Origin of the sequence: Paenibacillus sp. JCM 10914 (assembly GCF_001315105.1) — a bacterium.
Taxonomy (GTDB): Bacteria; Bacillota; Bacilli; order Paenibacillales; family Paenibacillaceae; genus Paenibacillus_AQ.
In genome coordinates, this window is record NZ_BAZR01000001.1 from 171,964 (window position 1) to 197,885 (window position 25,922).

21 protein-coding genes and 3 pseudogenes are annotated in these 25,922 nt (G+C 49.7%); 22 read left to right on the top strand and 2 right to left on the bottom strand.

Translation table 11 applies throughout. The annotated features are described in order from the left end of the window. The 4 genes from JCM10914_RS00830 to holA all read left to right on the top strand — a co-directional run bounded on the left by JCM10914_RS00830 (position 1) and on the right by holA (position 5,927). Positions 1 to 2,670: a ComEC/Rec2 family competence protein gene (locus tag JCM10914_RS00830; RefSeq protein ID WP_023956260.1), complete on the top strand. Its 2,670-nt coding sequence runs from the start codon at positions 1 to 3 to the stop codon at positions 2,668 to 2,670. 185 nt (positions 2,671 to 2,855) lie between these two features. Next, positions 2,856 to 3,404 (top strand): RNA polymerase sigma factor, encoded by a 549-nt coding sequence (locus JCM10914_RS00835; RefSeq protein WP_023956262.1) that lies wholly within the window; start codon positions 2,856 to 2,858, stop codon positions 3,402 to 3,404. Then, complete coding sequence (locus JCM10914_RS00840) at positions 3,401 to 4,654, top strand: protein-signal peptide (protein WP_023956264.1); 1,254 nt, start codon at positions 3,401 to 3,403, stop codon at positions 4,652 to 4,654. The genes JCM10914_RS00835 and JCM10914_RS00840 overlap by 4 nt, the downstream gene beginning before the upstream one ends. A gap of 250 nt (positions 4,655 to 4,904) precedes the next feature. Next, complete coding sequence (gene holA / locus JCM10914_RS00845; RefSeq protein WP_023956266.1) at positions 4,905 to 5,927, top strand: DNA polymerase III subunit delta; 1,023 nt, start codon at positions 4,905 to 4,907, stop codon at positions 5,925 to 5,927. Between the two features lie 83 nt (positions 5,928 to 6,010). Here holA and rpsT read toward each other — a convergent pair whose 3' ends face one another. After that, positions 6,011 to 6,283: a 30S ribosomal protein S20 gene (rpsT, locus tag JCM10914_RS00850; protein ID WP_023956268.1), complete on the bottom strand. Its 273-nt coding sequence runs from the start codon at positions 6,281 to 6,283 to the stop codon at positions 6,011 to 6,013. Between the two features lie 160 nt (positions 6,284 to 6,443). Here rpsT and gpr point away from each other — a divergent pair, with 160 nt between their 5' ends. From gpr to JCM10914_RS00935, 18 genes and pseudogenes are all read left to right on the top strand, one after another. Next, complete coding sequence (gene gpr, locus JCM10914_RS00855) at positions 6,444 to 7,442, top strand: GPR endopeptidase (protein ID WP_023956270.1); 999 nt, start codon at positions 6,444 to 6,446, stop codon at positions 7,440 to 7,442. A 182-nt stretch (positions 7,443 to 7,624) separates the two neighbouring features. Continuing rightward, positions 7,625 to 9,058, top strand: coding sequence for a stage II sporulation protein P (locus JCM10914_RS00860; protein ID WP_023956272.1), 1,434 nt, complete (start codon positions 7,625 to 7,627; stop codon positions 9,056 to 9,058). Further along, positions 8,974 to 9,366, top strand: a complete 393-nt coding sequence (locus JCM10914_RS00865; protein ID WP_036716721.1) for a hypothetical protein — start codon at positions 8,974 to 8,976, stop codon at positions 9,364 to 9,366. Before JCM10914_RS00860 ends, JCM10914_RS00865 begins: the two co-directional genes overlap by 85 nt. Positions 9,367 to 9,453: 87 nt before the next feature. Next, positions 9,454 to 11,271, top strand: a complete 1,818-nt coding sequence (gene lepA / locus JCM10914_RS00870) for a translation elongation factor 4 (protein WP_023956275.1) — start codon at positions 9,454 to 9,456, stop codon at positions 11,269 to 11,271. Between the two features lie 129 nt (positions 11,272 to 11,400). Then, entirely contained in the window at positions 11,401 to 12,564 is a 1,164-nt protein-coding gene (gene hemW, locus JCM10914_RS00875) for a radical SAM family heme chaperone HemW (protein ID WP_023956277.1), read from the top strand. 74 nt (positions 12,565 to 12,638) lie between these two features. Next, positions 12,639 to 13,100: an N-acetyltransferase gene (locus JCM10914_RS00880; RefSeq protein ID WP_023956279.1), complete on the top strand. Its 462-nt coding sequence runs from the start codon at positions 12,639 to 12,641 to the stop codon at positions 13,098 to 13,100. Between the two features lie 108 nt (positions 13,101 to 13,208). Further along, positions 13,209 to 14,242: pseudogene (gene hrcA, locus JCM10914_RS00885) on the top strand (heat-inducible transcriptional repressor HrcA). Positions 14,243 to 14,255: 13 nt separating this feature from the next. Beyond that, a complete protein-coding gene (locus tag JCM10914_RS00890) occupies positions 14,256 to 15,794 on the top strand; it encodes a TCP-1/cpn60 chaperonin family protein (protein WP_023956286.1) in 1,539 nt (512 codons plus the stop codon). Positions 15,795 to 15,831: 37 nt separating this feature from the next. Then, positions 15,832 to 16,455: a nucleotide exchange factor GrpE gene (gene grpE, locus JCM10914_RS00895; RefSeq protein WP_023956288.1), complete on the top strand. Its 624-nt coding sequence runs from the start codon at positions 15,832 to 15,834 to the stop codon at positions 16,453 to 16,455. A gap of 90 nt (positions 16,456 to 16,545) precedes the next feature. Beyond that, complete coding sequence (gene dnaK / locus JCM10914_RS00900; protein WP_023956290.1) at positions 16,546 to 18,393, top strand: molecular chaperone DnaK; 1,848 nt, start codon at positions 16,546 to 16,548, stop codon at positions 18,391 to 18,393. Between the two features lie 94 nt (positions 18,394 to 18,487). Beyond that, positions 18,488 to 19,599, top strand: a pseudogene (dnaJ, locus tag JCM10914_RS00905) (molecular chaperone DnaJ). Between the two features lie 165 nt (positions 19,600 to 19,764). Further along, the gene (locus JCM10914_RS29550) at positions 19,765 to 19,947 is read left to right on the top strand and encodes a hypothetical protein (protein ID WP_231638444.1); all 183 of its coding nucleotides are present in this window, start codon (positions 19,765 to 19,767) and stop codon (positions 19,945 to 19,947) included. Positions 19,948 to 20,171: 224 nt separating this feature from the next. Further along, a complete protein-coding gene (locus JCM10914_RS00910; RefSeq protein ID WP_023956298.1) occupies positions 20,172 to 20,357 on the top strand; it encodes a YfhD family protein in 186 nt (61 codons plus the stop codon). Between the two features lie 155 nt (positions 20,358 to 20,512). After that, positions 20,513 to 21,490, top strand: coding sequence for a 50S ribosomal protein L11 methyltransferase (gene prmA, locus JCM10914_RS00915; protein WP_023956300.1), 978 nt, complete (start codon positions 20,513 to 20,515; stop codon positions 21,488 to 21,490). A 2-nt stretch (positions 21,491 to 21,492) separates the two neighbouring features. Continuing rightward, complete coding sequence (locus JCM10914_RS00920) at positions 21,493 to 22,179, top strand: site-2 protease family protein (protein ID WP_023956302.1); 687 nt, start codon at positions 21,493 to 21,495, stop codon at positions 22,177 to 22,179. 78 nt (positions 22,180 to 22,257) lie between these two features. Next, positions 22,258 to 23,028 (top strand): 16S rRNA (uracil(1498)-N(3))-methyltransferase, encoded by a 771-nt coding sequence (locus tag JCM10914_RS00925; protein ID WP_023956304.1) that lies wholly within the window; start codon positions 22,258 to 22,260, stop codon positions 23,026 to 23,028. Positions 23,029 to 23,030: 2 nt separating this feature from the next. Continuing rightward, positions 23,031 to 24,373: pseudogene (gene mtaB, locus JCM10914_RS00930) on the top strand (tRNA (N(6)-L-threonylcarbamoyladenosine(37)-C(2))-methylthiotransferase MtaB). Between the two features lie 86 nt (positions 24,374 to 24,459). Next, entirely contained in the window at positions 24,460 to 24,915 is a 456-nt protein-coding gene (locus JCM10914_RS00935; protein WP_023956308.1) for an NUDIX hydrolase, read from the top strand. On the opposite strand, the gene JCM10914_RS00940 is transcribed toward JCM10914_RS00935, so the two are convergent. After that, positions 24,912 to 25,883 (bottom strand): Na/Pi cotransporter family protein, encoded by a 972-nt coding sequence (locus tag JCM10914_RS00940; protein ID WP_023956310.1) that lies wholly within the window; start codon positions 25,881 to 25,883, stop codon positions 24,912 to 24,914. The genes JCM10914_RS00935 and JCM10914_RS00940 overlap by 4 nt on opposite strands. Positions 25,884 to 25,922 lie beyond the last annotated feature (39 nt).

A 25,922-nucleotide genomic window follows, 5' to 3' on the forward strand; every position in this document is an offset into this window, starting at 1 on the left:
ATGAAGCAGAGACCTTTACTCGTCTTCGCGGCGATGTGGGTGATTGGCAGCAGTGCGGCCAGTATGTACGCTGGTTGGTGGCTGGTGATGGTGATGATAGGACTTGCCTTGCTGCTTACAGCGGTAGGGGGCTGGTTGCATGCCGGTCGATACTTTACAGCCTGTATGTTATTCTCGTTGCTCGCCTCAGCGATCTATTTTGAATGGTATGATGCAAGGAATGTTAGTGAGCTGTCTACCGCCATTGTGCAGGAAGGTCAAGCAGATACGGTACGAGCCGAGGCTTGGGGGAGCATCGCGTCTCCGGTAGAGATCGACGGAGATCGTGCAGATTTCAAGCTAGCCCTGACCGAGGTGGAACTTGATCCGGCAGGATTGTTAAAGACAAATGAAACCGTACTTGTGCAAGTGAGAATGCTCCAACCTTCGGAAATAGAGACAGCGAAAGCGTGGCAACGGGGCGATATGCTTCATATGACAGGAGAACTGCAGCAACCGCTGGCCGCCCGTAATTTTGACGGATTCGATTACGGACGGTATTTGCGCACGCAGAAGATTCATTGGATCTTGAAGGTCAAGGGGACAGATCAAGTTCAGGCCACAACGGCGGAACGATGGAAGCCGGCGCACCTATTAAGATGGAACGATTCCATCCGGGGCACGCTCGGAGATAAACTGGATGTGCTGTATGGCGGGGTTAGTGCAGGTTATATGAAAGGACTGGTCATCGGCAATCAGGATGATTTGGACCCTGATACCTTTATGGATTTTTCCCGGTTAGGGCTCACTCATATTCTGGCAATCTCAGGGCTTCATGTGGCGGTTGTCGTCGGCTGCCTGCTGTTCTTGTGCACGGCACTTCGAATGACGAGAGAAACTTCGCTAACGGTTGTAACGTGCTTAATACCGGTATATGTTCTCTTGACCGGGGCAAGTCCGTCTATTGTTCGTGCAGGCATTATGGGCATGATCGGATTGTACGCAGCCAAACGTGGCTTGCTAAAGGACGGATTGCATATTTTGAGTTTTGCCGTCCTTGCTATGCTGCTATGGAATCCGTACTTTCTGCTGAATGTCAGCTTTCAGCTTTCATTTATCGTGACGGCAGGCATCATGATCTTTGTACCCAAGTTGATGTCACTCCTGACCTTTCTGCCCAAATGGCTGGCCGGGACTGTAGGCATCACCGTTGTGGCGCAGCTTATCTCCTTTCCGCTCACGATCTATTATTTCAATCAGGTGTCGCTAATCTCCGTACTCGCGAATCTGATCATGGTCCCGGTGATCAGTTCGATTGTACTGCCGCTGGGCATGCTGTCTTTATTGCTCGGTTGGATATGGATGGGGGGAGCCCGTTTCGTAGCGGGATTGACGGAATGGCTAAATGAGCTTATTTTCCGAGTTGTGGAATGGATGAATGGACCTTTTGTATTCATGACGTTGTGGCCCTCCCCAACACTTGTCTGGATCTTGATGTATTACCTCCTGTTGTACGTACTGTTAACTCTATTGAAGAAGATAGCGCTCCGTCAAAGTGCTCGATCTGCTCCATCGGAGGATACTGTTCCACTAGATGGGCGAACACAGCCATATATAGGTCATTCGATAGTTGAGATGGAGACGACTCCCGTGTTAGCACGAATGATAGCTTGGCTGCGATGGAAGGGATTACACCGTGCTGCGTCTAAGCTGGAAGTCAATGGGGTCAAGTGGGCCATTGCATTTCTTGCAGGGGCGTTTTGTCTTCATTTATATTCAGGTTATCACGCAGATTCATTATCCGGTGCCGGCATCGTTCAATTTATCGACGTGGGTCAAGGTGACGCTGTCCTGATCACAACGCCCACTGGCAAACATGTTCTGCTTGATGGAGGAGGCACGATGAATTTTCGCAAAGAAAGCGACAGCTGGAAAGAACGGAAATCCCCATTCGAGGTAGGTGAGAAACTGTTGGTTCCGCTGTTGAAGAAACGGGGAATTCATGAATTGGAAGCGGTCATGATATCGCACGGGGATCAGGATCATATCGGCGGCCTGCGCGCTGTTGTAAAGGAAATCCCGGTGCGATCCGTGGTATTCAACGGCACCATGGCCGATTCCAATTCGTATCGTGAACTTATGAAAATGGCGATAGAGAAAGGAATACCACTTTATCAAGCAGGTGCTGGCAGCGACAATTGGAGCGTGGATAACAGCACAGAGATACAGTTTCTATTTCCCGTGCCACTTCGTGATAACAACGAAGGGAACATGATTCCAGTGGTCAAGAATCAGAACCATGCTTCTCTCGTATTCATTCTGGAGATGAACGGCGTTCGGATGCTGTTTACGGGTGATTCCGATCAAGCCGCCGAGCATAAAATACTATTGCATCTGGAGGAGGCAAGGCGTAACCAAACGAGTACAAAGAGCGAGCAGGGGGTAATTGACGTTATGAAGGTAGCTCATCACGGCAGCAAGACCTCGACGTCGGCGTTATGGCTCAATTACTGGCAGCCGAGGACGGCCGTAATATCCGCCGGTGTTAACAATATGTACGGCCATCCTCATCCTGACATTGTATCTCGGCTGGAGCAGCATGGGGTTTTCATCTATCAGACTAACCTTCATGGCGAGGTACAGTTGAAGGTGAAGAATGGGGTTATTGAGACACGTACAAAGCTTCGTTAAGAGTTCTTATATGCATTTTTGGTAAGGAATCTCAGTAAATAATGTATATTCCAATGCCCATAGATGACGAGGCTCTTTATATTTGGTATAGTTAGATGAAGTTTCCTCAAAAATAATAGATTACATACTGCAACATTTTTTTAACTATTTCCGTCTGTATGTATGCAGGGAGAGGGGGATCCACTGTGGTGGAGCAGGGACTCATCAGAGCCGCTCAATCGGGCGATCGCGACGCTCTAATCACCCTATTGCGAGAAATCGAGCAACATGTGTACCGAACTGCTTATTATATCTTAAAAAATGAACAGGATGCAATGGATGCGGCCCAGGAAGCGTTAATACGCATTTATACCAAGATTAATTCTTACGAAGAGAAAGCTCAATTCAAGACGTGGGTCCAGCGCATTGTAACCAACATTTGCATCGATAAATTCCGCAGAACGAAACCGACCGTCTCCATCGATGAACACGAACTCGATTTTCGGGATAAATTGGATGTGGAACGTGAAGTGATGTCAGGCTATATCGCTCAGGATATTCAAGAAGCGATTAATCAACTGCCTGATCATCATCGTACTGTGATCGTCTTAAGGTATTTGCAGGACTTATCCTACAACGAAATCGCTGATTGTCTGAATCTCCCGTTAAATACGGTTAAATCCTATTTGTTCAGGGCGAGGCAACAGCTGCAGAATATGCTCCAAGAGCATCAGAAAGGTGGTGTATCAGGATGAATTGCCAAGAGGTGGTGGAAACCATGAACCGGTTCTTGGACCGGGACCTGAATTCCGAAGAGACGGCTATAATGTATCAGCATATCGCCGTCTGTCCGATGTGCGCGGAGACCTTTAATATCTTAAAATCATTGAACCGAGAGCTTGAGGATCTGCCGGACGTGACCCCGCCTATCAGTCTGGTGGATGCCATTATGCCAACACTGGACACCCTTGACCGTGATCGCCATAACCTTATGACGCCCATTGCTGTCAAAAGTCAGGAGCCTGCAGAAATGCTTCCTGACGCTTCACATACAAAATCAAGACATCGTTGGTGGAATTCTACCGGCGGTAGGTCTGCGATTGGTGTTGCTGCCGCAGCGTTAATTATCGGGGTTGCTATATTTAACCATGAACCACAGACGATGTCGGATGCGCAAATTCCGTATAACGAACAGGCGAGTACGACAATCGCAGGCACAGCGGAGTCTACAACGGAAGAAAGCACAGTGGATCAGATGAGTCGTGCGGAATATCAGGGAGAGTCAACCAAGAACAGCACCGGGGCGGAAGATGCTAAGCCTTCTGATGAAGGGCAAGATAAGCCAGTTCTTTCCGACGATCCAGATGATCCTAATGTGCAGCCACAGTCGCAAGCGGATGAGACTACGGATGCAACGCACCATCAGCAAGGGGACGTAGGGTCGCCAGACACCCCGGTCTCGAATGGAGCATCGGTACCCGATCGGTCGGTAACTAATAAGAGTACGACTCCAGAGGGCAAGGATGCTTCTGTTCACTCTCCATCGACTAAGGAAAATCCCGGTCAAGATACCGAAGCTACTTCCCCAGCGGCACCAAATGAATCGATGGACCCGCTTGCCGATGGTCCTCCGGCGGGACCCGAAGGGGAGAATGGCATGGAGGCGGGAGCTATGGGACTGATGGATCAGGAAAGCTCCATGAGGATGGATTTGATGCTGGCACCCGTTCAGTGGACTTCGCCAGATCAGCAGTATCTAGCTTCGCTAGAAGCGGATCAGCTTGTTATTTACCGTTTATCATCAAGCAATAATGCGTCGAATGAAGCGATGGAAGTGATGCATTCCGTTCCACTTGGCTCTGGTATTTGGGTGTCGGGCCAATGGTCGGAGAATAGCCTGACCTTCAAGTATAAGATTCAGCTCGACAATGAGCTGGTAGAATCGATATACTCCGTGGAGAAGTCGCCTTCTAAATCTTCGACTCAGCAGAAAAAAACGAAATAATGGTTAGTTTCATTCACCAATCTCAGGAGATATGAATACTATAGATCAGAGAGAACGATATACCAACGATCGTCGTATGACCGTCGAAGGGATGTTTCTAGAGCATCCTGTCCGGCGTTTATATAGATGTGTTGGGACAGAGGGACCTTGTTGCTTGATCAAGCCGAGGTCCCTTTGTGTTTCCTTCAAAAGGGTATCCCTGCGACCTTGTTTTTTGGTATAGTGTACAGAGTAGAAAGGGGTGACGCCGATGGATGCCAAAGCGGCGGCCAGAGCAGTGAAGCAAGGAGATGTATCCTCCGTATATTTGTTATACGGTAGCGAGAAGTTTCAAATGAAAGAATTCGCCGGATTGTTAGAAGCCAAGCTCATTCAAGCAGAAGAGAGAGATTTTGCTGTTATACATATGGATTTAGGGGAATCTCCGATTCAAGCCGTTATCGAGGAAGCCGAGACGGTCCCTTTTATGGTGGAGAAAAAGGTGATCTTTGTGCGCGATACATCATTCTTCACCGCTGCCAAGGACAATAGCAAGATAGAGCATCGTTCTGAAGCATTGCTGGAGTACTTAGATAACCCGGCTGATTACAGCGTGATCGTATTTATGGTCGGCCAGGAGAAGCTGGATGAGCGCAAGAAGGTGGTTAAAGCGGTGAAGAAGGCTGGGGTTGCCCTATCCTTTATGCCTCTGGGCGGTGATGATCTACTGCGTTGGGTGGAGAAACAAGCTGGCAAAGAGAGCTGTACGCTACAGCAAGGAGTTGCTGAAGCCATCGTCCGGAATGCCGGGACGAGCCTTCAGACATTGTCAGGCGAAATCGAGAAGTTGTGTTTGTATGCGGGTACTGGTGGAGTCATCGATGTGGCAGCGGTCGAGATGCTCGTTGCTCGGAGTACCGAACAGAACGTGTTCGCCTTGGTGGAAGATATAGCGAATCTCCGCTTGGATAAGGCAATGGGAATCTATTATGAATTACTGAAGCAACGCGAAGAGCCGATCAAGATTGCCGCATTGATCACGAGGCAGTTTCGAATCATATTGCAGGTAAAGACATTGGCTAACCAGAGCTATTCCCAGCAGCAAATCGCTTCCCAGATCGGGCTTCATCCTTATGCGGTTAAAATCGCGGGGGAGCAGGCACGAAAGTTCGAGACAGCCCGGCTTGAAGGGATCTTAAACCATCTGGCCAACCTGGATTATCAGATGAAGACAGGAGCCGTTGATAAGGTTCTGGGAATCGAGCTGTTCTTGCTTAGATTGGGAGCTGCGTAGCACCCGGCCATTATACCAAAAAGCCCTGAACGGCTATTCACAGTTCAGGGCTTTTTCAATGTGTCGTATTCAACAAACGACTCTTATGCTTGCGCGCTAAGAGCGTTCAGTCTTTTCGCCAGACGGGACTTCTTGCGGGCAGCTGCATTCTTATGGATCAGACCTTTAGTTACAGCTTTATCAAGCTTCTTGGAAGCAGCTTGGAAAGCAGCTTTAGCAGCGTCGATTTCTGTACCGTTCAATGCTACGTCAGCATTCTTAACTGCTGTGCGAAGCGCGGATTTCTGAGAAATGTTAAGCGCGTGGCGTTTGTCACTTGTCTTTACACGTTTAATCGCGGATTTAATGTTTGGCATTACATTCACCTCCTGTAAGGCATTTCAATAGAGCGAAATGATTCACAACTTAAAATATTTTAGCATGGGGGTGGACAAAAAGCAATACTCATCTCGACTTCTGCATAATCCTTCCCTTCCTCTCGCACACTACTAGCAATATGAGGAGGAGTGTGATTTTATGGAACTCGATTTGCAAATGTATTCTGTACGAACCGACCTGGCCGTGGAATCCAGGGAACTTGCCGGAGGCGAAGTTAATCCGATACCCGGTCTGCTGGAGGACGTGGTGCAGGAGGACGGTATCAAGATTACCCGTCTGGATGTGGAAAGTGAAGCTGCTTCTCAGCAAATCGGGCGAGTGAAGGGGCATTATGTCACGTTAGAGATACCGGATCTGCGCAAAGGGGATACCGATCTCCAAGATCAGGTATCGGTGGTGTTTGCGCGTGAGCTTGAAGCATTCATGAGTCGGATCGGTATCGCTCCGAAGGCAACGGTGCTTATTGTGGGCCTGGGTAATTGGAACGTTACTCCTGACTCGCTCGGGCCGCTGGTCGTGGAGAACGTTATGGTCACACGCCAATTTTTCGAGCTAATGCCAGAGCGCGTCGCGCCAGGCTACCGGGAGGTTAGCGCGATTGCACCGGGCGTGCTTGGCCTGACAGGCATCGAATCAAGTGAAACCGTGCAGGGGATCGTCGATCGGGTGCGACCGGAACTGATCATTGCCATCGATGCTTTGGCATCAAGATCGCTGGAGCGTGTGAACACGACCATACAGGTTGCCGATATCGGCATCCATCCCGGATCGGGGATCGGCAACAAGCGAAAAGGTTTGACAAAGGAAATATTGGGTGTACCTTGCATCGCTATCGGCGTGCCTACAGTTTGTTATGCTTCCACGATTGTTAATAACGCCATCGATCTGATGAAAGCTCATTTCGGCGAAGGGGCGCCGGAGACGGGCAAAATCATGGGGATGCTGCATGACCTTCCCGAGAACGAACGGCTTGCTCTCGTTAAGGAAGTTCTGGAGCCGCTTGGCCATGATTTGATCGTGACGCCGAAGGAGATCGATGAATTTATTGAGGATATCGCGAATATTGTGGCCACTGGTCTGAATGCAGCGCTTCATGAGGCAGTCGATCCGGGGAATGTGGGGGCTTATACCCATTAATATCGGCAACTCTGAGGATAAAAGCTCCGAATCTATCGGAGCTTTTATATTTTTCCATGGAACTAGTTCTATCGATTCCGCCCGGTTCATAGATTTGAATTATACGAGATTACAGAGTCGCCGGAGAGATCTTGAAGAATCAGGAGTCGACTGATCCCGAGCGAACCGAGGAGGACATCGATATGAATAACCGCAAGTTCCGCATATGGAATGTTGCCCGATTGAAGCGCAAGGTGATGGAGGGGCTCAGCATGGGCCGAACTCTCGTAATTCTAATGCTGGGTTCTCTCATATTGTTCATTCTATTAGGTCTTGGCGGAATGGCGGAACAGCGGCTGAACTCTTCGCCGGTTTCATCGATGAAGGGCTTGGCGGCATCCTTATCCAGCCATTTCTTCATTGATATGATCGGGATGGAGATGCCGCATATGACCGCTTCTAAACCTTCAACGAGTTTCTCAAGTGAGAAAATGTCAACATTTGTGTTTCAACTATTAACGAGCGTGAATCCTAGAGATCCGAAGAGTCTGCTTGCGGGAGAGCTGCCTGGCATGCGAGCGAATCAACCGGTCCAACTCTCGCATGGCTCAGGTAATGAAGATGGGGAGGCACCTGCTGATTACCGTCCCGATACGGAGAACGGGGTGCCAGGAGCACCAGAGAGTGAGCCTCCTGCAGACGCGGGCGAACCAGGAAATGATCCAGTCCAAGAGGGACAGCAACCAGGCAACGATACTGGTGAAGATAACGAAGTGCCTGGCACAACAGAGGAGCCTGGTAATACCACTCTACCGGGAGACAATCCAACTACAAATGGTAAGAAAGCGGTTCTGATCTATCATTCTCATCCGCAAGAAGCTTACAATCCGCTCTTGACTCATCCTTCCGATAACCCTGGAGCGGTATCGCCGAAGAAGAATGTTATGCTGGTAGGTTCTTTTCTGGCATCAAGATTGGAAGCGAACGGTATCGGCGCTCTGCATGATCAATCGAACTATCAGGCTACGGTGCCAGGCTACAACTACAACTATTCTTATAAATATTCTCGTGAGACCGTCATCGAAGCGATGGCTCAACATGACGAAATGAATTATCTGATCGATATTCACCGAGATTCGCAGCGATATAACAAAACTACGGCAACGGTCAATGGACAAAATTATGCCAAGGTTTACTTTATCGTCGGCCATGCGAACGAGAATTGGCGTCAAAATGAAGCGTTTGCGAGTAAGATTAACGCCAAACTGGAGCAGTCTTATCCCGGAATATCCAGAGGCGTCTGGGGTAAATCAGCAGACCAGGGCAATGGTGAGTACAATCAGTCGTTATCTCCTAACAGCATCCTGATTGAGATTGGCGGCATTGATAATACGAAGGATGAGTTGCAGCGAACTTCCGAAGTGCTGGCCGATATCATTGCCGAAGTGTACTGGCAAGAGCAGGAGCCAAGAAGGCCAGTGTCCAGACAAACACCGAAACAGGATACAAACAAGCGGGTTAGCTCAAAGAATACGAAGAGGGAGGGTCAACCATGTCAAGAATGGCGAAGCGCGTCGTGGCACTGTTCATCTGGACAGGCATCGGCATCCTGGTGGGCATGCAGCTTGGAGGTGTAAAGGCGCCCAACCTGAATGAAGGCATAACATCGGTACAGCAGCATGTTCAAGAGCCTCGGGACGAGTCGATTCAGGGCAACGGTTGGGGAGGCGCGCGTAAACCCATCGTTGAAGAGTCATCCTACCCGGAAAAAGAATCAAATCTCACGCTTCCGCCGCTCAAGCCCTCGCCAAGCGACATTCTGCTGCCTGAGCGTGCCAAACCACCGGCCGACGTGTTGGCGGACAAGACCGCTGGGCTGCTGCAGCAATTGTCGGATCAGAGCATCCGTTGGGTCGTCTCCATGTTCGGTTCCATTACGGATTAAAATCAACTTGTTCTCAGCATTGCTGTGTTACACCTCAACTGGTATAATAAGTTGATTCACACATCTGGTGGTTGTTGGGGGTTAGGCATGACTGACGTACAAGTAAGACAACAGAAAATTCGTAATTTTTGCATTATTGCACATATAGACCATGGCAAATCGACACTCGCCGACCGCATTTTGGAATTCACAGGAGCATTAACCTCTCGTGAGATGCAAGAGCAAGTCCTGGATCAGATGGATCTGGAGCGGGAACGCGGCATCACGATCAAACTGCAGGCGGTTCGCTTAAACTATAAGGCCGATGACGGCGAAGAGTACATTCTGAATTTGATTGATACCCCGGGACATGTCGATTTTACGTATGAAGTGTCGCGTAGTTTGGCAGCTTGCGAAGGTGCGTTGCTCGTCGTAGATGCGGCACAAGGTATCGAAGCGCAGACGCTGGCCAACGTTTATTTGGCGCTAGACAACAATTTGGAGATCCTTCCGGTCATCAACAAGATCGATCTGCCAAGCGCCGATCCGGAACGCGTCAAACAGGAAGTGGAAGATGTCATCGGACTGGATGCCAGCGATGCTGTACTCGCTTCAGCCAAAGCCGGCATCGGAATCAAAGAGATCCTGGAGCAGGTCGTGCAGAAAGTACCAGCTCCGACGGGACAATCCGAAGAGCCGCTGAAAGCGTTAATCTTCGATTCCCATTATGATCCGTACAAGGGTGTTATCGTATATGTCCGCGTGCTTGACGGGAGCATTAAGGCAGGATCGAAGATCAAGATGATGGCGACTGGCAAGACCTTCGAGGTCATCGAAGTTGGAGCATTCAAACCGCGCATGTCGGTGGTAGACGAGCTTAACGTCGGAGATGTTGGCTTTATTGTTGCCGGTATTAAGAGCGTCGGCGATACTCAGGTTGGTGACACGGTAACGGATGCGAAGCGTCCAACGGCAGAACCGCTCCCTGGTTATCGCAAGATCAACCCGATGGTATTCTGCGGATTGTATCCAATCGAGACATCGGATTATAACGATTTGCGCGAAGCGCTGGAGAAGCTTCAACTTAATGACGCTTCACTAAGCTTCGAGCCGGAAACATCCAGCGCACTTGGCTTCGGATTCCGATGCGGATTCCTCGGTTTGCTGCACATGGAGATTATCCAAGAGCGGATAGAGCGTGAATTCAACATCCCGCTGATTACGACAGCACCGAGCGTTATCTATCGCATTACGCTAACGAACGGCGAGCAGATCCAGATCGACAATCCGTCCCACTATCCAGAGATCGGGAAGATCGATTTCGTTGAGGAGCCTTATGTTAAGGCAGCCATTATCGTTCCGAATGATTATGTCGGGGCTATCATGGAACTGTGTCAAGGGAAACGCGGCGAATTCATCAATATGGAGTATCTGGACACAACGCGGGTTACGATTACGTATGAAATTCCGCTGTCCGAAATCGTATATGATTTCTTCGACCAACTGAAATCGAGTACGAAGGGTTACGCATCGTTTGATTACGAATTATCCGGGTACCGCAGATCTAACCTGGCGAAGATGGACATTCTGCTCAATGGGGAACAAGTTGATGCCCTTTCCTTTATCGTCCACAAGGACCGTGCGTATCACCGCGGCCGGGCAATTTGCGAGAAGCTGCGCGAGTTGATTCCTCGTCAAATGTTCGAAGTGCCGATTCAAGCTTCCGTAGGTACCAAAGTAGTGGCACGTGAGACGGTTAAAGCGATGCGGAAGAACGTTCTGGCCAAGTGCTACGGTGGGGATATTTCACGTAAGCGGAAACTTCTTGAGAAGCAGAAGGAAGGTAAGAAGCGGATGAAACAGGTCGGCAGCGTTGAGGTGCCGCAGGAAGCCTTCATGGCTGTCCTCAAAATCGACGATAACTAGGTTTAGCATTATATGGATAAGGAAAGCCGTAAGCGGCTTTCCTTTCTTTCATTACTAGAGCGGTAGAGGTATATTAGAGAAGGAACTAATGAAAGTTGCACGAGGCAGTACAAGAGGGGGCAAGAATAAATGACGATTAATAAAAGGACGGAAGCCGTGTACATCCATATTCCGTTCTGTACAAATAAATGTTTCTATTGTGACTTCAACTCATATGTCTTGAAGGATCAGCCTGTGATGGATTATTTACATGCGCTGGATCAGGAAATGGCGTTGACAGTGAAGAGTAATCCTCCTGGTATCATCAAAAGCATCTTTGTAGGTGGGGGAACACCAACCGTGCTGAAACCAGAGGAGATGAAGTATTTCCTCCAAAGTGTGAAACGGCACTTCCCGGAATGGTCAGATGATATCGAATTCTCAATGGAAGCCAACCCCGGTACAACCGATCTGGAGAAGCTGTCGGTCATGCGCGCAGGTGGGGTGAATCGCATTAGCTTCGGCGTTCAGGCGTTTCAGAATAAGTTACTAAGCGGCATCGGCCGCATCCACGATACGGATGATGTATACCGCAGTCTGGACAATGCTCGTCAAGCGGGCTTTGACAACATGTCGATTGATTTAATGTTCGGGCTGCCGAATCAGACGCTGGATATGCTGGCAGAAAGTATAGATAAGGCACTTGAATTGGGACTCCCCCATTACTCTATTTATAGCTTGAAGGTCGAGGAAAATACACTCTTCCATACGATGTATCAGCGGAACCAGTTGCCGCTTCCGGATGAAGAAGATGAGTTGAACATGTATCTTCTATTAATGAAACGGATGAAGCAGGCCGGCTACAATCAATATGAAATTAGTAATTTTGCCAAACCAGGCTTTGAAAGCCGTCATAACATGACGTACTGGCGCAACGAGGATTATTACGGTCTTGGTGCTGGTGCCCACGGATATGTTGGACGCCACCGGCATGTTAACATCAAGGGAGTTAATCCATATAATGAGGCAGCCCTGAAGGGCTTGCCGAGACTGGAAAGCTTCGAGGTATCCAGAGAAGAGGCGATGGAAGATTTCCTGATGGTAGGCCTGCGCGTTCTGGAAGGCGTGGACCGCGAGCGGTTTCAGCAACAGTTCGGGATATCCATGGATGAAGTGTTTGCTGCACCGCTGAACAAGATGGTGAGCGCTGGACTTCTCGATGTAACAGAGGAAGGATACAGGCTTAGCAGCAAAGGTATCCTGTTCGGCAATGATGTATTCGCTGAATTTATCGGCAGTCTGTCGGCAAATTAATTATTGAACTTATATACGCCGTGTTGTATATTTATTCATATTATGACGGAGCGTGTAAAGGGGAGATAAGCAGCATGTCGGCGGTATGCAGAAAAGCGAACTTAGACGACGTTGAGCCGCTGTATCAGATGATTCAGGGTTATGCCGAGAAGGGAATTATGCTTCCCCGTTCAAGAAAGATTCTGGAGAGACAGATCGGGGAGTTTGTCGTAGCTGAAGCTGAAGGAGAAGTTATCGGTTGTGGCTCGCTCTGCCAGCTCGGGAGCGATCTGGTAGAGATACGCTCACTTGGCATATCGGAAGGACATAAAGGTAAGGGGATCGGCTCAATGCTGGTGGATTCATTATTGGAAGAAGCGAGACGCCGCGAGCTATCCAAAGTAATGGCCTTGACATACGAAGTGTCTTTTTTCATCAAAAACGGCTTTGCCGTCGTCGAGAAGGAAATTTTTCCGGAGAAGGTGTGGACGGATTGCATTCATTGCAAGAAGCAGCACGCCTGTGACGAAATAGCTGTTCTTAAAGTGCTGAACTGACTTGACAATCCTCAGGTCGGTTTGGTATTTTTGTTATATCGGTTAGCACTCGATGGCGATGAGTGCTAACGACAGCGAAAACTTACAGTCAGCAAGGAGGGGAGCAACATGTTAACAGATCGTCAGCGCATGATATTGAATGCTATTGTGGATGATTATATCCGTTCAGCCGAACCGGTTGGTTCAAGAAGCATCTCGAAACGCGGGGATGTCGGTTTTAGTCCGGCAACGATTCGTAATGAGATGGCTGATTTGGAGGAACTTGGTTTTCTGGAGCAGCCTCATACATCAGCCGGGCGAATTCCATCCATAAGGGGTATCGTTATTATGTTGATCATCTCACCTCAACGTTTTCCTTAAATCCATCGGAGCTCCACCTGATGAAGTCCTTCTTTGCGGAGAAGCTGAACGTGATGGAGCAGATGATTCAGCATACGGCGGGCATTTTGTCCCAGATGACGAATTACACTTCCATCCTTCTGGGACCGGAAGTTTTTCATACGTCCCTGCGCCACTTTCAGCTGCTTCCGCTGCATGATCATCAAGCGGTAGCGATTATTGTGACCAGTACGGGTCAAGTAGAGAACAAGATCGTCTCGATTCCGCCCGGCGTTTCCGTATCGGAATTGGAACAGGTCGTTAATCTACTGAACAAGAAGCTGGTTAACGTTCCGCTCTATAAATTAAAGACGCGCTTGTATACGGAGCTTGGTGAAGAAATGCAGCGCCATATCGCCCATTACGAAGATCTGATGAGTATGCTCGATATTGCACTCAATAACGAGCCGGATCAACGTGGTATCTATCTTAGCGGCACGACCCACATGCTTAATCAACCGGAATTCAAGGATGTAGACAAGGTCAGGGATATCTTCGAATTGCTTGAGCAGACGCCCGCGTTGATGAAGCTAATGGCTCCTGCGCCTGGTGAACACGGGATTCAGGTAAGAATCGGTACCGAGAATACACACGAAGCCATATCCAATTGCAGCCTGATTACAGCAACCTATTCTATAGATGGCAAGGCGCTAGGCTCCATCGGTATACTTGGACCTACGAGAATGGAATATGCCCGGGTGATCGGTATTCTGAACGTGTTGTCCCATGATCTAACCAAGCTGTTGTCACACTGGTACAAATAAAGGAGTGAGACAGATGGGCCAAGGACAACATAGCCAAGTAGATGGCGATGAACGCTACTCAACCCTTCTGAATAACAGCAATGCCGTTCGAGCTGTTACATCGGCTGTCGAAGGCACGCTCGGTCCGAAGGGACTGGACGTCATGCTGGTCGGACCGCGTGGGGAAGTCGTGATTACGAATGACGGGGTCACGATTCTGGATAAAATGGATGTATCTCATCCGGCTGCCCGCCTTCTGATCCAGGTCGCGCGCGCGCAGCAAGAGAAGATTGGTGATGGCACCACAACCGCCACCGTAGTAGCGGGGGCATTGGTTCAGGAAGGTGTGTCCCGGATTACCCGGGGCGTTCCTGCTTCCAAGGTTGTGGAAGGGATGCGTCAGGGTATTGGCCTTGCGTTAAAGCTGTTATCGGAGCAAGTGCGGGTCATTGACGGTCTGAGCGATCCGTTGCTGGAACGAACCGTGTATGTGGCCGGACGTGAACGCAAGGACATCGTGGAGCTCATTATGAAAGCAGCCGAGATGGCAGGAATTCATACGCTGAAAGATCCAGCTTATTCGCTCGCAGATCATATCGTTGCTCTGGAGAATGCAGAGAATGAAGTGTTTGAGGGCGTCCTCCTTCGGCAGAAGCCGCTATTTACGCGCGAGTCTCAAATGCACGAGGACGCGAAAGTTCTGGTGCTTATGGACGCTCTGGAGCCCGACGAGATCGATGAGGAAGCGCTGACTACCGAAGCCGGGTTTGCCCAATACATGGATCACCGTAGAGTCTTTGCCTTGAATATGAAACGGCTGGCTGATCTTTCGGTTAAGCTGATCCTCCTCGAGAAGGGGATACACCCGGATGCTGAGCAATTATGCCTGGATTACGGGATTATGGTTGTCCCCCGTGTGTCACGAGCTGATCTGCGAAGGGTTTGTGCCATTACCGATGCAACCCCGGTACGCCGCAAGGCGTTACATAAGGAGGCAGACCAACTGGCCGCTGTGCTGGGATATACCCCGAAAGTTTCATTTGACGAAACGATCGGCAAGGTCCGGCTTGCATGCGGTGACAAGGACCGGATTGTAACGGTGATTGTCGGAGCAAGTACCTCGGAGGTTGTTGGAGAAGCGGCGAGAATTGCCGGAGATGCCGCCTCGGCTTTGCAGGCTGCCGTGTTGGGCGGAGTACTTCCGGGAGGCGGGACAAGCGAGCTTGCGATATCCTATGAGCTGGAACGAATACGGGAAGCTCAGAAGGGGATGGAAGCTTTCGGCATCGAAGCCGTGTCTGCGGCTCTGCGCAAACCGATGTCTCAAATTTTGCTGAATGCCGGTTACAATCCTCTCGAGAAGATGGAAGAGGTCCGAGCGGCGCAAATCCATGCGGGCTCTGACAGCAAGGGCATTGATTGCGATACGGGCAGCATCGTGGATTATGAAGAACTGGGAGTACTCGATCCCGCACCGGTCAAACTGCACGGACTGCGGGCAGCCGGTGAGGTTGCATCAGCCATACTCCGAATACATCACGTGATCAAGATGAAGGAATTGGAAGAAGAATAAATAGCGTTTTGCGAATATTGAAGGAGGTGAGGGCGTCTTGAATAATGAGCACAAGGATGCCGTTCAAGATACAGTAGCAGATGAGAAGATGGAAGAGACCCTGAATGACACACCAAACTCGGGTGAGGTTGAGGGTGTTGGCGAGACCGATGCAACGCCTGAGCAGGAGATTCCAAGTGATCAAACGGAGGGGACAGCTGACGCAGAGGCGGGTTCGGAGATTTCCAAACTGCAGGCTGAGGTGGCAGAGCATCAGCAGCGTACGCTGCGCGTACAGGCTGACTTTGACAATTTCCGCAGACGAACACAGAAGGAGAAAGAGGATCTCGGGAAATATGCCTCAGCTAAGCTTATAACCGAATTGATTCCGGTTATCGATAACTTCGAGCGTGCACTTCAGGCGTCCGGAGACAATCCGGAGTTTGAATCCTTCTCCAAAGGGGTTAACATGATCTTCCGTCAACTGGAAGGCGTACTGACAAGCGAAGGTTTAACGGCGATGAACAGTGTCGGCGAGCCGTTCAATCCGGAATATCATCAAGCGATCATGCAGGTTGAGAGCGATGAGTATGAGGAAGGCATTGTCGTTGAGGAAGTACAGAAGGGCTATATTCTAAAGGATAAGGTAATTAGACCTGCCATGGTTAAAGTGAGCATGTAAGCGGCTCTTGTATAGTCGTTTATCATATAAAAATAAACAATAATCAATATCATACGAAGAATCGTATGGATGAATAAGGAGGATTTTTACATGAGTAAAGTAATTGGTATCGACCTTGGAACAACCAACTCCTGCGTTGCCGTAATGGAAGGTGGCGAAGCAGTAGTCATTCCGAATCCGGAGGGTGCTCGTACAACCCCGTCCGTGGTCGGCTTTAAGAAAGACGGGGAGCGTATTGTTGGTGATACAGCGAAACGCCAAGCGATCACGAACCCGGATCGTACGATCATGTCCATTAAGCGCCACATTGGTACGAGTCATAAAGAAGCGATTGATGGCAAAGATTATACGCCTCAAGAGATTTCGGCGATTATTCTGCAAAAGTTGAAGTCTGATGCTGAGGCTTATCTCGGTCAAACCGTAACGCAGGCGGTTATTACGGTACCGGCTTATTTCAACGACAGCCAGCGTCAAGCGACAAAGGATGCCGGTAAAATTGCGGGTCTGGAAGTATTGCGTATCGTTAACGAGCCGACAGCGGCTGCATTGGCGTACGGTATGGAGAAATCCGAAGATCAGACAATTCTCGTATATGACCTTGGTGGCGGTACGTTCGACGTATCCATCCTTGAGCTCGGTGACGGTTTCTTCGAAGTTAAAGCAACCAGCGGTGACAATAAGCTGGGCGGCGACGACTTCGACCAAGTGATCATCGATTATCTTGTAGCTGAATTCAAGAAAGAGCAAGGCATTGATCTGAGCAAGGATAAAGCAGCGGTTCAACGTCTGAAAGATGCTGCGGAAAAAGCGAAAAAGGAATTGTCAGGCGTACTGACAACGACTGTCTCGCTGCCGTTCATCACCGTTGCCGATGGCGTGCCGCAGCATCTTGAGATCAATCTGACTCGCGCTAAATTCGAAGAATTGTCGGCTACGCTTGTAGAGCGCACGCTTGGACCAACTCGTCAGGCGCTTAGCGATGCAGGTCTGACGGCTAATGATATTAACAAAATTGTGCTTGTCGGTGGCTCCACTCGTATCCCTGCGGTACAGGAAGCTATTAAGAAGTTGACAGGTAAAGAGCCGCATAAGGGCGTAAACCCTGACGAAGTGGTTGCACTTGGCGCAGCAGTGCAAGCTGGTGTATTGACAGGTGATGTGAAGGACGTCGTTCTCCTCGATGTAACTCCACTGTCTCTCGGTATTGAAACAGCTGGCGGCGTATTCACCAAGATGATCGAGCGTAACACTACGATCCCAACAAGCAAAACCCAAGTCTTCTCGACTTATGCTGATAATCAGCCGAGCGTTGAGATTCACGTGCTGCAAGGCGAGCGTGAAATGGCTGCAGGCAACAAAACGCTTGGACGCTTTATGCTTGGAGATATTCCTCCAGCGCCGCGCGGCGTACCGCAAATCGAGGTTACTTTCGATATCGATGCGAACGGTATCGTTAACGTATCGGCTACCGATAAAGGTACGGGCAAGAGCCAGAAGATTACGATCACGTCTTCCAGCGGCTTGAGCGACGCTGAAGTTGAACAGATGATGAAGGACGCAGAACTGCATGCGGAGGAAGATCGTAAACGTAAAGAACTGGTTGAAGCTCGCAACAATGCGGACCAACTCGTATACACTACAGAGAAGACCTTGAAGGATCTTGGCGATAAAGTGGATGCAGCTGAAGCGGAAAAAGCAAACGAAGCCAAAGAAAAAGTGAAGAAGGCGCTGGAAGCTGACAATCTCGAAGAGATCAATGCATCGGTGGAAGAGCTGACCCAGATCGTTCAACAGCTGTCTGTGAAGTTGTATGAGCAAGCTGCACAAGAACAACAGGGTGCAGAAGGCGCTGATGGTGCTGAATCCGGTACTCCGAAGAAAGACAACGTCGTAGATGCTGATTACGAGGTTGTTGACGAAGACAAAAACAAAGGTTAATCTGAATAGATTGTATGGGAAGGTCAAAGCTGCGCATCTTCGCACTTTGACTTTCCTTTTGTCGTAAGAGTAATCAGGAGATTGAGGTGAAACCGTGGCTGAAAAGCGTGATTATTATGAAGTGCTCGGTCTTGGCAAGGATGCATCCGATGACGATATCAAGAAAGCGTATCGTAAGATGGCACGCCAATATCATCCAGACGTCAATAAAGCGGCTGATGCGGAGACCAAATTCAAAGAAGTAAAAGAGGCTTATGACGTGCTGAGCGATGGTCAAAAGCGAACGCGTTATGATCAGTATGGACATGTTGATCCGAACCAGGGCATGGGTGGTGGCGCCGGTGATTTCGGCGGTTTTGGTGACATATTCGATATGTTCTTTGGCGGAAATGGACGCGTGATCCGAATGCGCCACAACGAGGGAACGATCTGCAGTATACGATGACCGTCGAATTCAAGGAAGCGATATTCGGCAAGGAGACCGATATTACCATTCCGCGTACTGAGAATTGTGACACCTGCCACGGCTCAGGAGCTAAGCCGGGAACACAGCCTCAGACATGCTCGGTCTGCCGAGGTACCGGTCAAGAAGAGGTTGTGCAGAACACGCCGTTTGGCCGTATGGTGAACCGTCGTGCTTGTTCGAACTGTAACGGTAACGGAAAGATTATCAAAGAGCGTTGCTCCACTTGTCACGGTAATGGCAAAGTGAAAAAACAGCGCAAGATTCACGTTCGCATTCCTGCTGGCGTGGATGACGGCGCGCAACTGCGTATGACAGGTGAGGGTGAAGGTGGAGTACGAGGCGGTCCGGCCGGTGATTTGTACATCGTCATTCGGGTCAAGTCGCATGATTTCTTCGAGCGTGAAGGGGAAGATATTTACTGCGAAGTGCCGCTGACCTTTGCGCAGGCTGCACTAGGCGACGAGATTGAAATCCCGACCTTGACCGAAAAAGTGAAGCTGAAAATTCCTGCAGGCACTCAAACTGGCACCTTCTTCCGCTTAAAGGGCAAAGGAGTTCCCCGTTTGCGCGGGGCAGGACAGGGTGATCAACATGTTAAGGTGGTCATCGTTACGCCGAGCAAGTTGAGCGATGAGCAGAAAGATCTGCTCCGTCAATTCGCTTCGCTGGATGGCGAACAGACACATGAGCAGGAGCAGTCATTTTTTGACCGTGTAAAAAAGGCGTTTCGCGGTGACTAATGTTTAACCATAAACGCAAATGATTCATATCATCGATAGGGCAGGCTGGGGTGTAGTGACCTCAGCCTGCTTTTTTTACGTGGAATAAATCACAGGAAGGTGAAGCAAGCTAGGGGATGTTCCGTTAGTTTGGTGACTCTACACGAAGAAATGCAGGTGAATCTCTTGACTGAAAGAAACATACTGGCCTACTTCAAGAGCCCGGAGGAAGCCCAGCATGCCGCGCGCAAATTGCAGTCGCTTCGAGTTATCGATATGTCCATCGACCGCTTTAATACCTCTTCGTCAGGTGGATTGAATATTACGAATCATCCCTTGCCGGGGACTTTCACAGCTATATGTCCATGACTCATAACGCATCGTTCGTGAGCGTATCGGAGGCGATATTGTCCTCTTCCGATCCAGCGGTCAGCGGTATGGAGTGATGGGGGGGCGGACGATACCACTGGACGTGATATTCTGCTGACCGTCGTGCTGGAGCAAGCTATGTATGCCCAGGCTGAACGAATTATCGAAGAATCCGGCGGTATGATGTGAGTACCGTAAATAACAACGTGAGAGAGGAGGGTTTTATGATGAGACGAAAAAAGAAAGGGAGCATTTCAAGCAAAACAGAGAAAATGCTGGCTCTTCAATCTGCCAAGGCTGAGGATGTGGAGTTCTCGGCAATGGAAGCAGATCACGATGATGTGGAGGCCATTCGCAGAGGCGAGGCGGCGGACCAGCGCCAGTTGAAGGAAATTCTGGACGAGCAGTAATGCCACCCGCTTATGAATATGGCGGGATTTTATGCTGAGGTGACGGCCTCTTGTCTCGGTAAGATGAGGCAGGAGGTTTTCTTATAATTTTTGTATACGAGGTCCTCAATATAGTACAATGATAGTTACGTACGAATGAGGAGGAACTGTAGCACATGTTATGGCGTGAATTAACGATACATACCACGGAAGAAGCCGTGGAGATGATCACCAATTTCCTGCACGAGGCAGGAGCGGGTGGCGTCTCGATTGAAGAGTCGGGATCAACGAATAAGAAGCGGGATACGTCTTTGGGCCAATGGTTCGATGAGATCGTTCCCTTTAACGATATACCAGAAGGGTTTGCCGTCATCAAAGGGTACTTTGATGAGACAACTACGCTGGATGAGATTCACAACGAAATTTCGCCGCGTGTAGACGAGCTTAAGGACTTCGGCATTGACACAGGTGAAGTACGGTATGAAATGAAGACAGTGAACGAGGATGAATGGGCAACGGCCTGGAAACAGTATTTCAAACCGATCCGTGTGTCGAATCGGCTTACAATCAAGCCGACTTGGGAAGAGTACACGCCAGAATCGGAAGAAGAACATATTATTGAACTGGACCCTGGGATGGCATTCGGCACGGGTACGCATCCAACCACATCGCTATGCTTGCGTACGCTGGAAATGGTGGTCCAAGGCGGAGAAGAAATTATTGATGTGGGAACGGGCTCGGGGATTCTGGCCATCGGTGCCGCGCGCCTGGGAGCCGCTCACATACTCGCACTGGATCTGGACCCGGTGGCTGTCTCAAGCGCGACGGAGAACGCACGGCTTAACGGGTTAGAGGAGAAAATTACGGTGAAGGAGAGCGACCTGCTCTCCGTTCTCATCGATAAGTCTGTTCAATCTGAGCTTGGCGTTGCGCTGCCTGTACAGATTGTAGTTGCTAATATCTTGGCAGAGGTTATTCTGCTATTCATCGACGATGTCTATCAGGCTTTGCAGTCAGGAGGCGTTTATATCGCTTCTGGCATCTACAAGAACAAGGAAGAACTGGTGCAGGCTGCACTCGTCTCATCGGGCTTTCAAATCGCAGATATTTGCCGAGAAGATGATTGGGTTGCATTCGTGGCGAGGAAGAACTGATTATGGAGTTTTTGGATCGACTGTTATTCTATCCACTGGAACAACTCCCGTTTTATCTGATCGTCATTATAATTGCATTTACGGTCCATGAATTCTCGCACGCTTATTTTGCTAATAAATTCGGAGATCCAACGGCGAAGTTATTGGGCAGAGTTACCTTGAACCCAGCCGTACACTTTGATTTCCTCGGCATCGTACTGCTGCTAATTGCAGGATTTGGATGGGCGAGGCCCGTCCCGATTAACCGGGAGAACTTCAATAAACCACGGCTAATGAGCATCGTGGTCGCTGCCGTGGGACCGCTGAGCAACTTGGTGTTGGGCATCATTGGTGCGTTGATCTATGCCGTATTGTATCAGCTAGGCTATGCGAATCCAATTCCGTTGACGGGATCGGAGCAAGCCGTTCAGATCTTCTTCGAAGCTTTTATATTGCTTAATTTTTTCTTGTGTTTGTTCAATCTCGTCCCACTGCCACCCTTGGATGGTTATCGCATTCTGGAGGATGTACTGCCTCCGCGGGTAAGCGCCAAGATTCAACGGTTCGAGCAGTGGTCCATACTTTTTTTCCTGTTGATCATCCTCCTGCCAGTTTTTCAGAATTATACGATTGCTCCGCTTTATCAAGCAGCACGAAATATGGCACATGAGGTATTGAATCTATTTATTATGATAACCGGCGGCTATTGACCATGATTGGCACTGGTCAGCCGGGCCGAAAAGATGTATCATGAGGTTTGGCGATTTTGGAGTTAGGTGAGGATAAAGATGCAACGATATTTTGTGACTCCCGCACAGTTTGCGGAAGACCGTGTTGAGATTACAGGTGATGACGCCCGGCATATAACCAAAGTGATGCGGGGCAGGCTGGGTGATAAATTCATCTTAAGCGATGGCGTTTCACGTGAGGCGCTATTTAAGATCGACGATATGGATGGCCATCGTGTCTTGGCTGTATTACTTGAGCCTTTGGAGATGAATCACGAACCACGATTACAGGTGACCATCGCTCAAAGCTTACCGAAAGGCGACAAGATGGAGACGGTCATCCAGAAATGCACCGAGATCGGTGCCGTGTCGTTTGTGCCCTTTTTGTCAGAACGTACCATCGTTCAGTATGACGCGAAGAAGGAAGTCAAGCGGTTGGAACGTTGGCGAAAGATCGCGAAAGAGGCTGCCGAACAGGCGCACCGTAATCGGATTCCCGCTGTGGACCAGCCGATGTCGTGGAAGAACCTGCTTGCCGCGTTTGACGGCTATGATGCCGTTTATTTTTGTTATGAGAAGGAGTCCGGCGCCCAACTTCGGGACAAACTTAAACCGTTTGTGGAGGCAGTGCTTCAAGCGGATGATTCCAAGGCGAGTTTATTATTGGTTGTAGGTCCCGAAGGTGGTTTTACCGAACAGGAGTGTCGGGCTGCTGAGCAAGCTGGCGCTGTGTCCGTGGCCCTTGGTCGAAGAATTCTTCGCTGCGAGACAGCGGGAATGACGGCGCTTGCTTGTGCATTATATGAATCTGGAGAAATGGGGGGCGTTTGAACATGCCATCCGTAGCGTTTTATACGTTAGGTTGTAAAGTTAATTTTTATGATACCGAGGCCATCTGGCAATATTTCAAGAATGACGGGTATGACCAGGTGGACTTCGAGCAGACAGCTGATGTTTATTTGATTAATACTTGTCATGTAACCAATACAGGCGATAAAAAGAGCCGTCAGATGATACGGCGCGCGGTTCGGCGTAATCCGGAAGCATCGTGGCCGTTACGGGCTGCTATGCCCAGACTTCACCAGCCGAGATTCTGGATATTCCGGGTGTCGACCTTGTAATCGGGAACCAGGATCGGGATAAAATCATGGATTTCATCCACGATATTGAGAAATCCCGTCAACCGGTTAATGCGGTTCGCAATATTATGAAGACCCGGGTGTTCGAGGATTTGGACGTCCCTAATTTTGCGGAGCGGACGCGCGCGTTCCTGAAAATTCAGGACGGCTGCAACAACTTCTGTACATTCTGCATTATTCCTTGGTCCCGTGGTTTGTCCCGGAGCCGTGATCCGAAGAGCATCATCCATCAGGCGCATCAGCTTGTTGATGCCGGTTATAAAGAAATCGTACTAACGGGTATTCATACTGGCGGGTACGGTGATGATCTGGAGAACTACCGATTGTCCGACCTGCTATGGGATCTGGATCGCGTGGACGGCCTCGAAAGAATTCGGATCAGCTCAATTGAAGCGAGCCAGATCGATGAGAAGATGCTGGATGTATTGAATCGCTCCAGCAAGATGTGCCGTCATCTCCATATTCCGCTGCAAGCGGGTGACGATACGGTCCTCAAGCGCATGCGCCGCAAGTATACAACCGAGGAGTTCTACAATAAGATGGGTCTTATTCGGCAAGCCATGCCTGATGTTGGCATCACCACGGATGTGATTGTTGGCTTCCCGGGGGAGACCGATGAGATGTTCCGTAATGGATATGATCTGATGAAGGCGATTCAGTTCTCGGAAATGCATGTCTTCCCGTATTCCAAGCGTACAGGCACGCCAGCTGCACGGATGGAGGATCAGGTTGATGATGAAGTGAAGAATGCGCGTGTGCATGAACTGATCGATTTGTCTGAACAGTTGCAGCTTGCTTATGCCCAACGTTTTGTCGGCCAAATTCTCGAAGTTATACCGGAGCGAGAATACAAGGGGGCACCGTCCGGCAGCAAAATGCAGGGCTATAGCGACAATTATCTGCAACTTATCTTCAATGGTTCCTCGGAGCTTGAGGGTCAATTGTGTCGCGTGAAATTGACGAAAGCCGGAGTGAATGAATGCGAAGGCGAATTAATCAGCGTCATGGATAATGGACTTCGGGCAGCCGCTCAGTAAATTCCATAGCCGACGTACCCGACAAGGATTTCATTTCCAGCTATCCGGAAGTGGAGTCCTTGTTGTACATGAAGGAGGAACAGGACATGACATTTACGCAAATTTCCGCAGGCGGCGTAGTATATCGTTATCAAGAAGGAATACTCCAAGTACAGCTTATCGTCGACAGGTATGGAAAAACCTCGCTCCCTAAAGGCAAAATGGAGGCGGGTGAGACCATCGAGGAAACTGCACTCCGTGAAATACATGAGGAGACGGGAATCGTCGGCTCCATTTCTTCTCCGGTTGATATCATTGCCTATAAATATCATCATCCCGAGCTAGGTCAGGTCGATAAGGAAGTGCATTATTATTTGGTTGAAGCCATTGCGGGCGCATTAGTACCGCAACTGGAGGAGATAAACGCCGTGGCTTGGCATGAACCTCTTGAAGCGTGGAGAAAACAGCGCAGCAACGGTTACAACAACAACGATATTATTCTTCGTAAAGCTCTTTCTCTGCTCGAGGTCTACATTCCAGAGAACGAAGACATCCCCTACTAGACCGGGGCTCGCCGCTTCCATATGGGTAGATAACACAGCGGCAGGGCGATCAGGGAACAAATCAGATTGAACAAGGTCTGTGCATGGGCAATCTGGCCGGCCGGGTCAGTCGCGAAGTAGCCGGATGCGGCCGTCAAGCCGCTGATGAACGGTGCGAACAGCATTACCCCGCCAACATTGAGTCCCATATGGGACCATGCAACAAAACGACCGGCGGGAGAGCTTCCCAGTGCAGCGATCAAGGCGGTTACGCATGTACCGACGTTGGAACCTAGAACCACGGCTACGCCAAGTTCCGGCGGGAGAGCTCCGCTGGCTGCAAGTCCCATTGCCATGGCGATGACAGCAGCGCTGCTGTGCATTAGCGCGGTTAGCAGTGCCCCAGCCACAATCCCCCATAGGACACTTCGAGCTGCATGATCGAGAAACCATTGGAACAGGCCGAGAGTTTGCAGGGTAGGCCCGATGGATTGCATATATTGAATAGCAAGCAGCACGAGCGCGAATCCGGCAACAGCCAAACATAGGAATTGGGTGCGAACCACCGTGATCCTCAACCGATCATAACTTGCCGGAACTCGTTCGCTAAGGAGTACGGCGCCGACCCATACCATCAGGGAGAGGATTAGAAGGGGCATAGCCGCTTGTCCGATCTGAAGGCTTATGAGTTCTGTCGTAACGGTAGTACCGATGTTCGTGCCCAGAATGATGCCGAGAGTTCCGGCGAAGCTCAACAGACCTGCGTTGGCGAATCCGATGGCGAGTACGGTCACGGCTGTGCTGCTTTGCAGGAGGGCGGTGACGGCTGTACTGGCGATCATTCCTTTTAAGGGTGTGGAAGTTGCTCGATGAAGCCACCTGTGCAGTAGCGGTCCAGCCCAGCGCTGAAGGGCAACCTCCATTACTTTCATCCCAAACAGAAACAGAACCAGACCGTAACAGATGGGAAACCAGAGTGATGATAGCATGATGTTCTCCTTTTTTTGTTTTTCTTATTTACGTATATG

Bases quoted from the DNA above. Each gene is read 5' to 3' on its own strand.
- JCM10914_RS00830 (WP_023956260.1), top strand. From the start codon at position 1: ATGAAGCAGAGACCTTTACTCGTCTTCGCGGCGATGTGGGTGATTGGC.
- JCM10914_RS00840 (WP_023956264.1), top strand. From the start codon at position 3,401: ATGAATTGCCAAGAGGTGGTGGAAACCATGAACCGGTTCTTGGACCGG.
- holA (WP_023956266.1), top strand. From the start codon at position 4,905: ATGGATGCCAAAGCGGCGGCCAGAGCAGTGAAGCAAGGAGATGTATCC.
- rpsT (WP_023956268.1), bottom strand. From the start codon at position 6,283: ATGCCAAACATTAAATCCGCGATTAAACGTGTAAAGACAAGTGACAAA.
- gpr (WP_023956270.1), top strand. From the start codon at position 6,444: ATGGAACTCGATTTGCAAATGTATTCTGTACGAACCGACCTGGCCGTG.
- JCM10914_RS00860 (WP_023956272.1), top strand. From the start codon at position 7,625: ATGAATAACCGCAAGTTCCGCATATGGAATGTTGCCCGATTGAAGCGC.
- JCM10914_RS00865 (WP_036716721.1), top strand. From the start codon at position 8,974: ATGTCAAGAATGGCGAAGCGCGTCGTGGCACTGTTCATCTGGACAGGC.
- lepA (WP_023956275.1), top strand. From the start codon at position 9,454: ATGACTGACGTACAAGTAAGACAACAGAAAATTCGTAATTTTTGCATT.
- hemW (WP_023956277.1), top strand. From the start codon at position 11,401: ATGACGATTAATAAAAGGACGGAAGCCGTGTACATCCATATTCCGTTC.
- JCM10914_RS00880 (WP_023956279.1), top strand. From the start codon at position 12,639: ATGTCGGCGGTATGCAGAAAAGCGAACTTAGACGACGTTGAGCCGCTG.
- JCM10914_RS00890 (WP_023956286.1), top strand. From the start codon at position 14,256: ATGGGCCAAGGACAACATAGCCAAGTAGATGGCGATGAACGCTACTCA.
- dnaK (WP_023956290.1), top strand. From the start codon at position 16,546: ATGAGTAAAGTAATTGGTATCGACCTTGGAACAACCAACTCCTGCGTT.
- JCM10914_RS00910 (WP_023956298.1), top strand. From the start codon at position 20,172: ATGATGAGACGAAAAAAGAAAGGGAGCATTTCAAGCAAAACAGAGAAA.
- prmA (WP_023956300.1), top strand. From the start codon at position 20,513: ATGTTATGGCGTGAATTAACGATACATACCACGGAAGAAGCCGTGGAG.
- JCM10914_RS00920 (WP_023956302.1), top strand. From the start codon at position 21,493: ATGGAGTTTTTGGATCGACTGTTATTCTATCCACTGGAACAACTCCCG.
- JCM10914_RS00925 (WP_023956304.1), top strand. From the start codon at position 22,258: ATGCAACGATATTTTGTGACTCCCGCACAGTTTGCGGAAGACCGTGTT.
- JCM10914_RS00935 (WP_023956308.1), top strand. From the start codon at position 24,460: ATGACATTTACGCAAATTTCCGCAGGCGGCGTAGTATATCGTTATCAA.
- JCM10914_RS00940 (WP_023956310.1), bottom strand. From the start codon at position 25,883: ATGCTATCATCACTCTGGTTTCCCATCTGTTACGGTCTGGTTCTGTTT.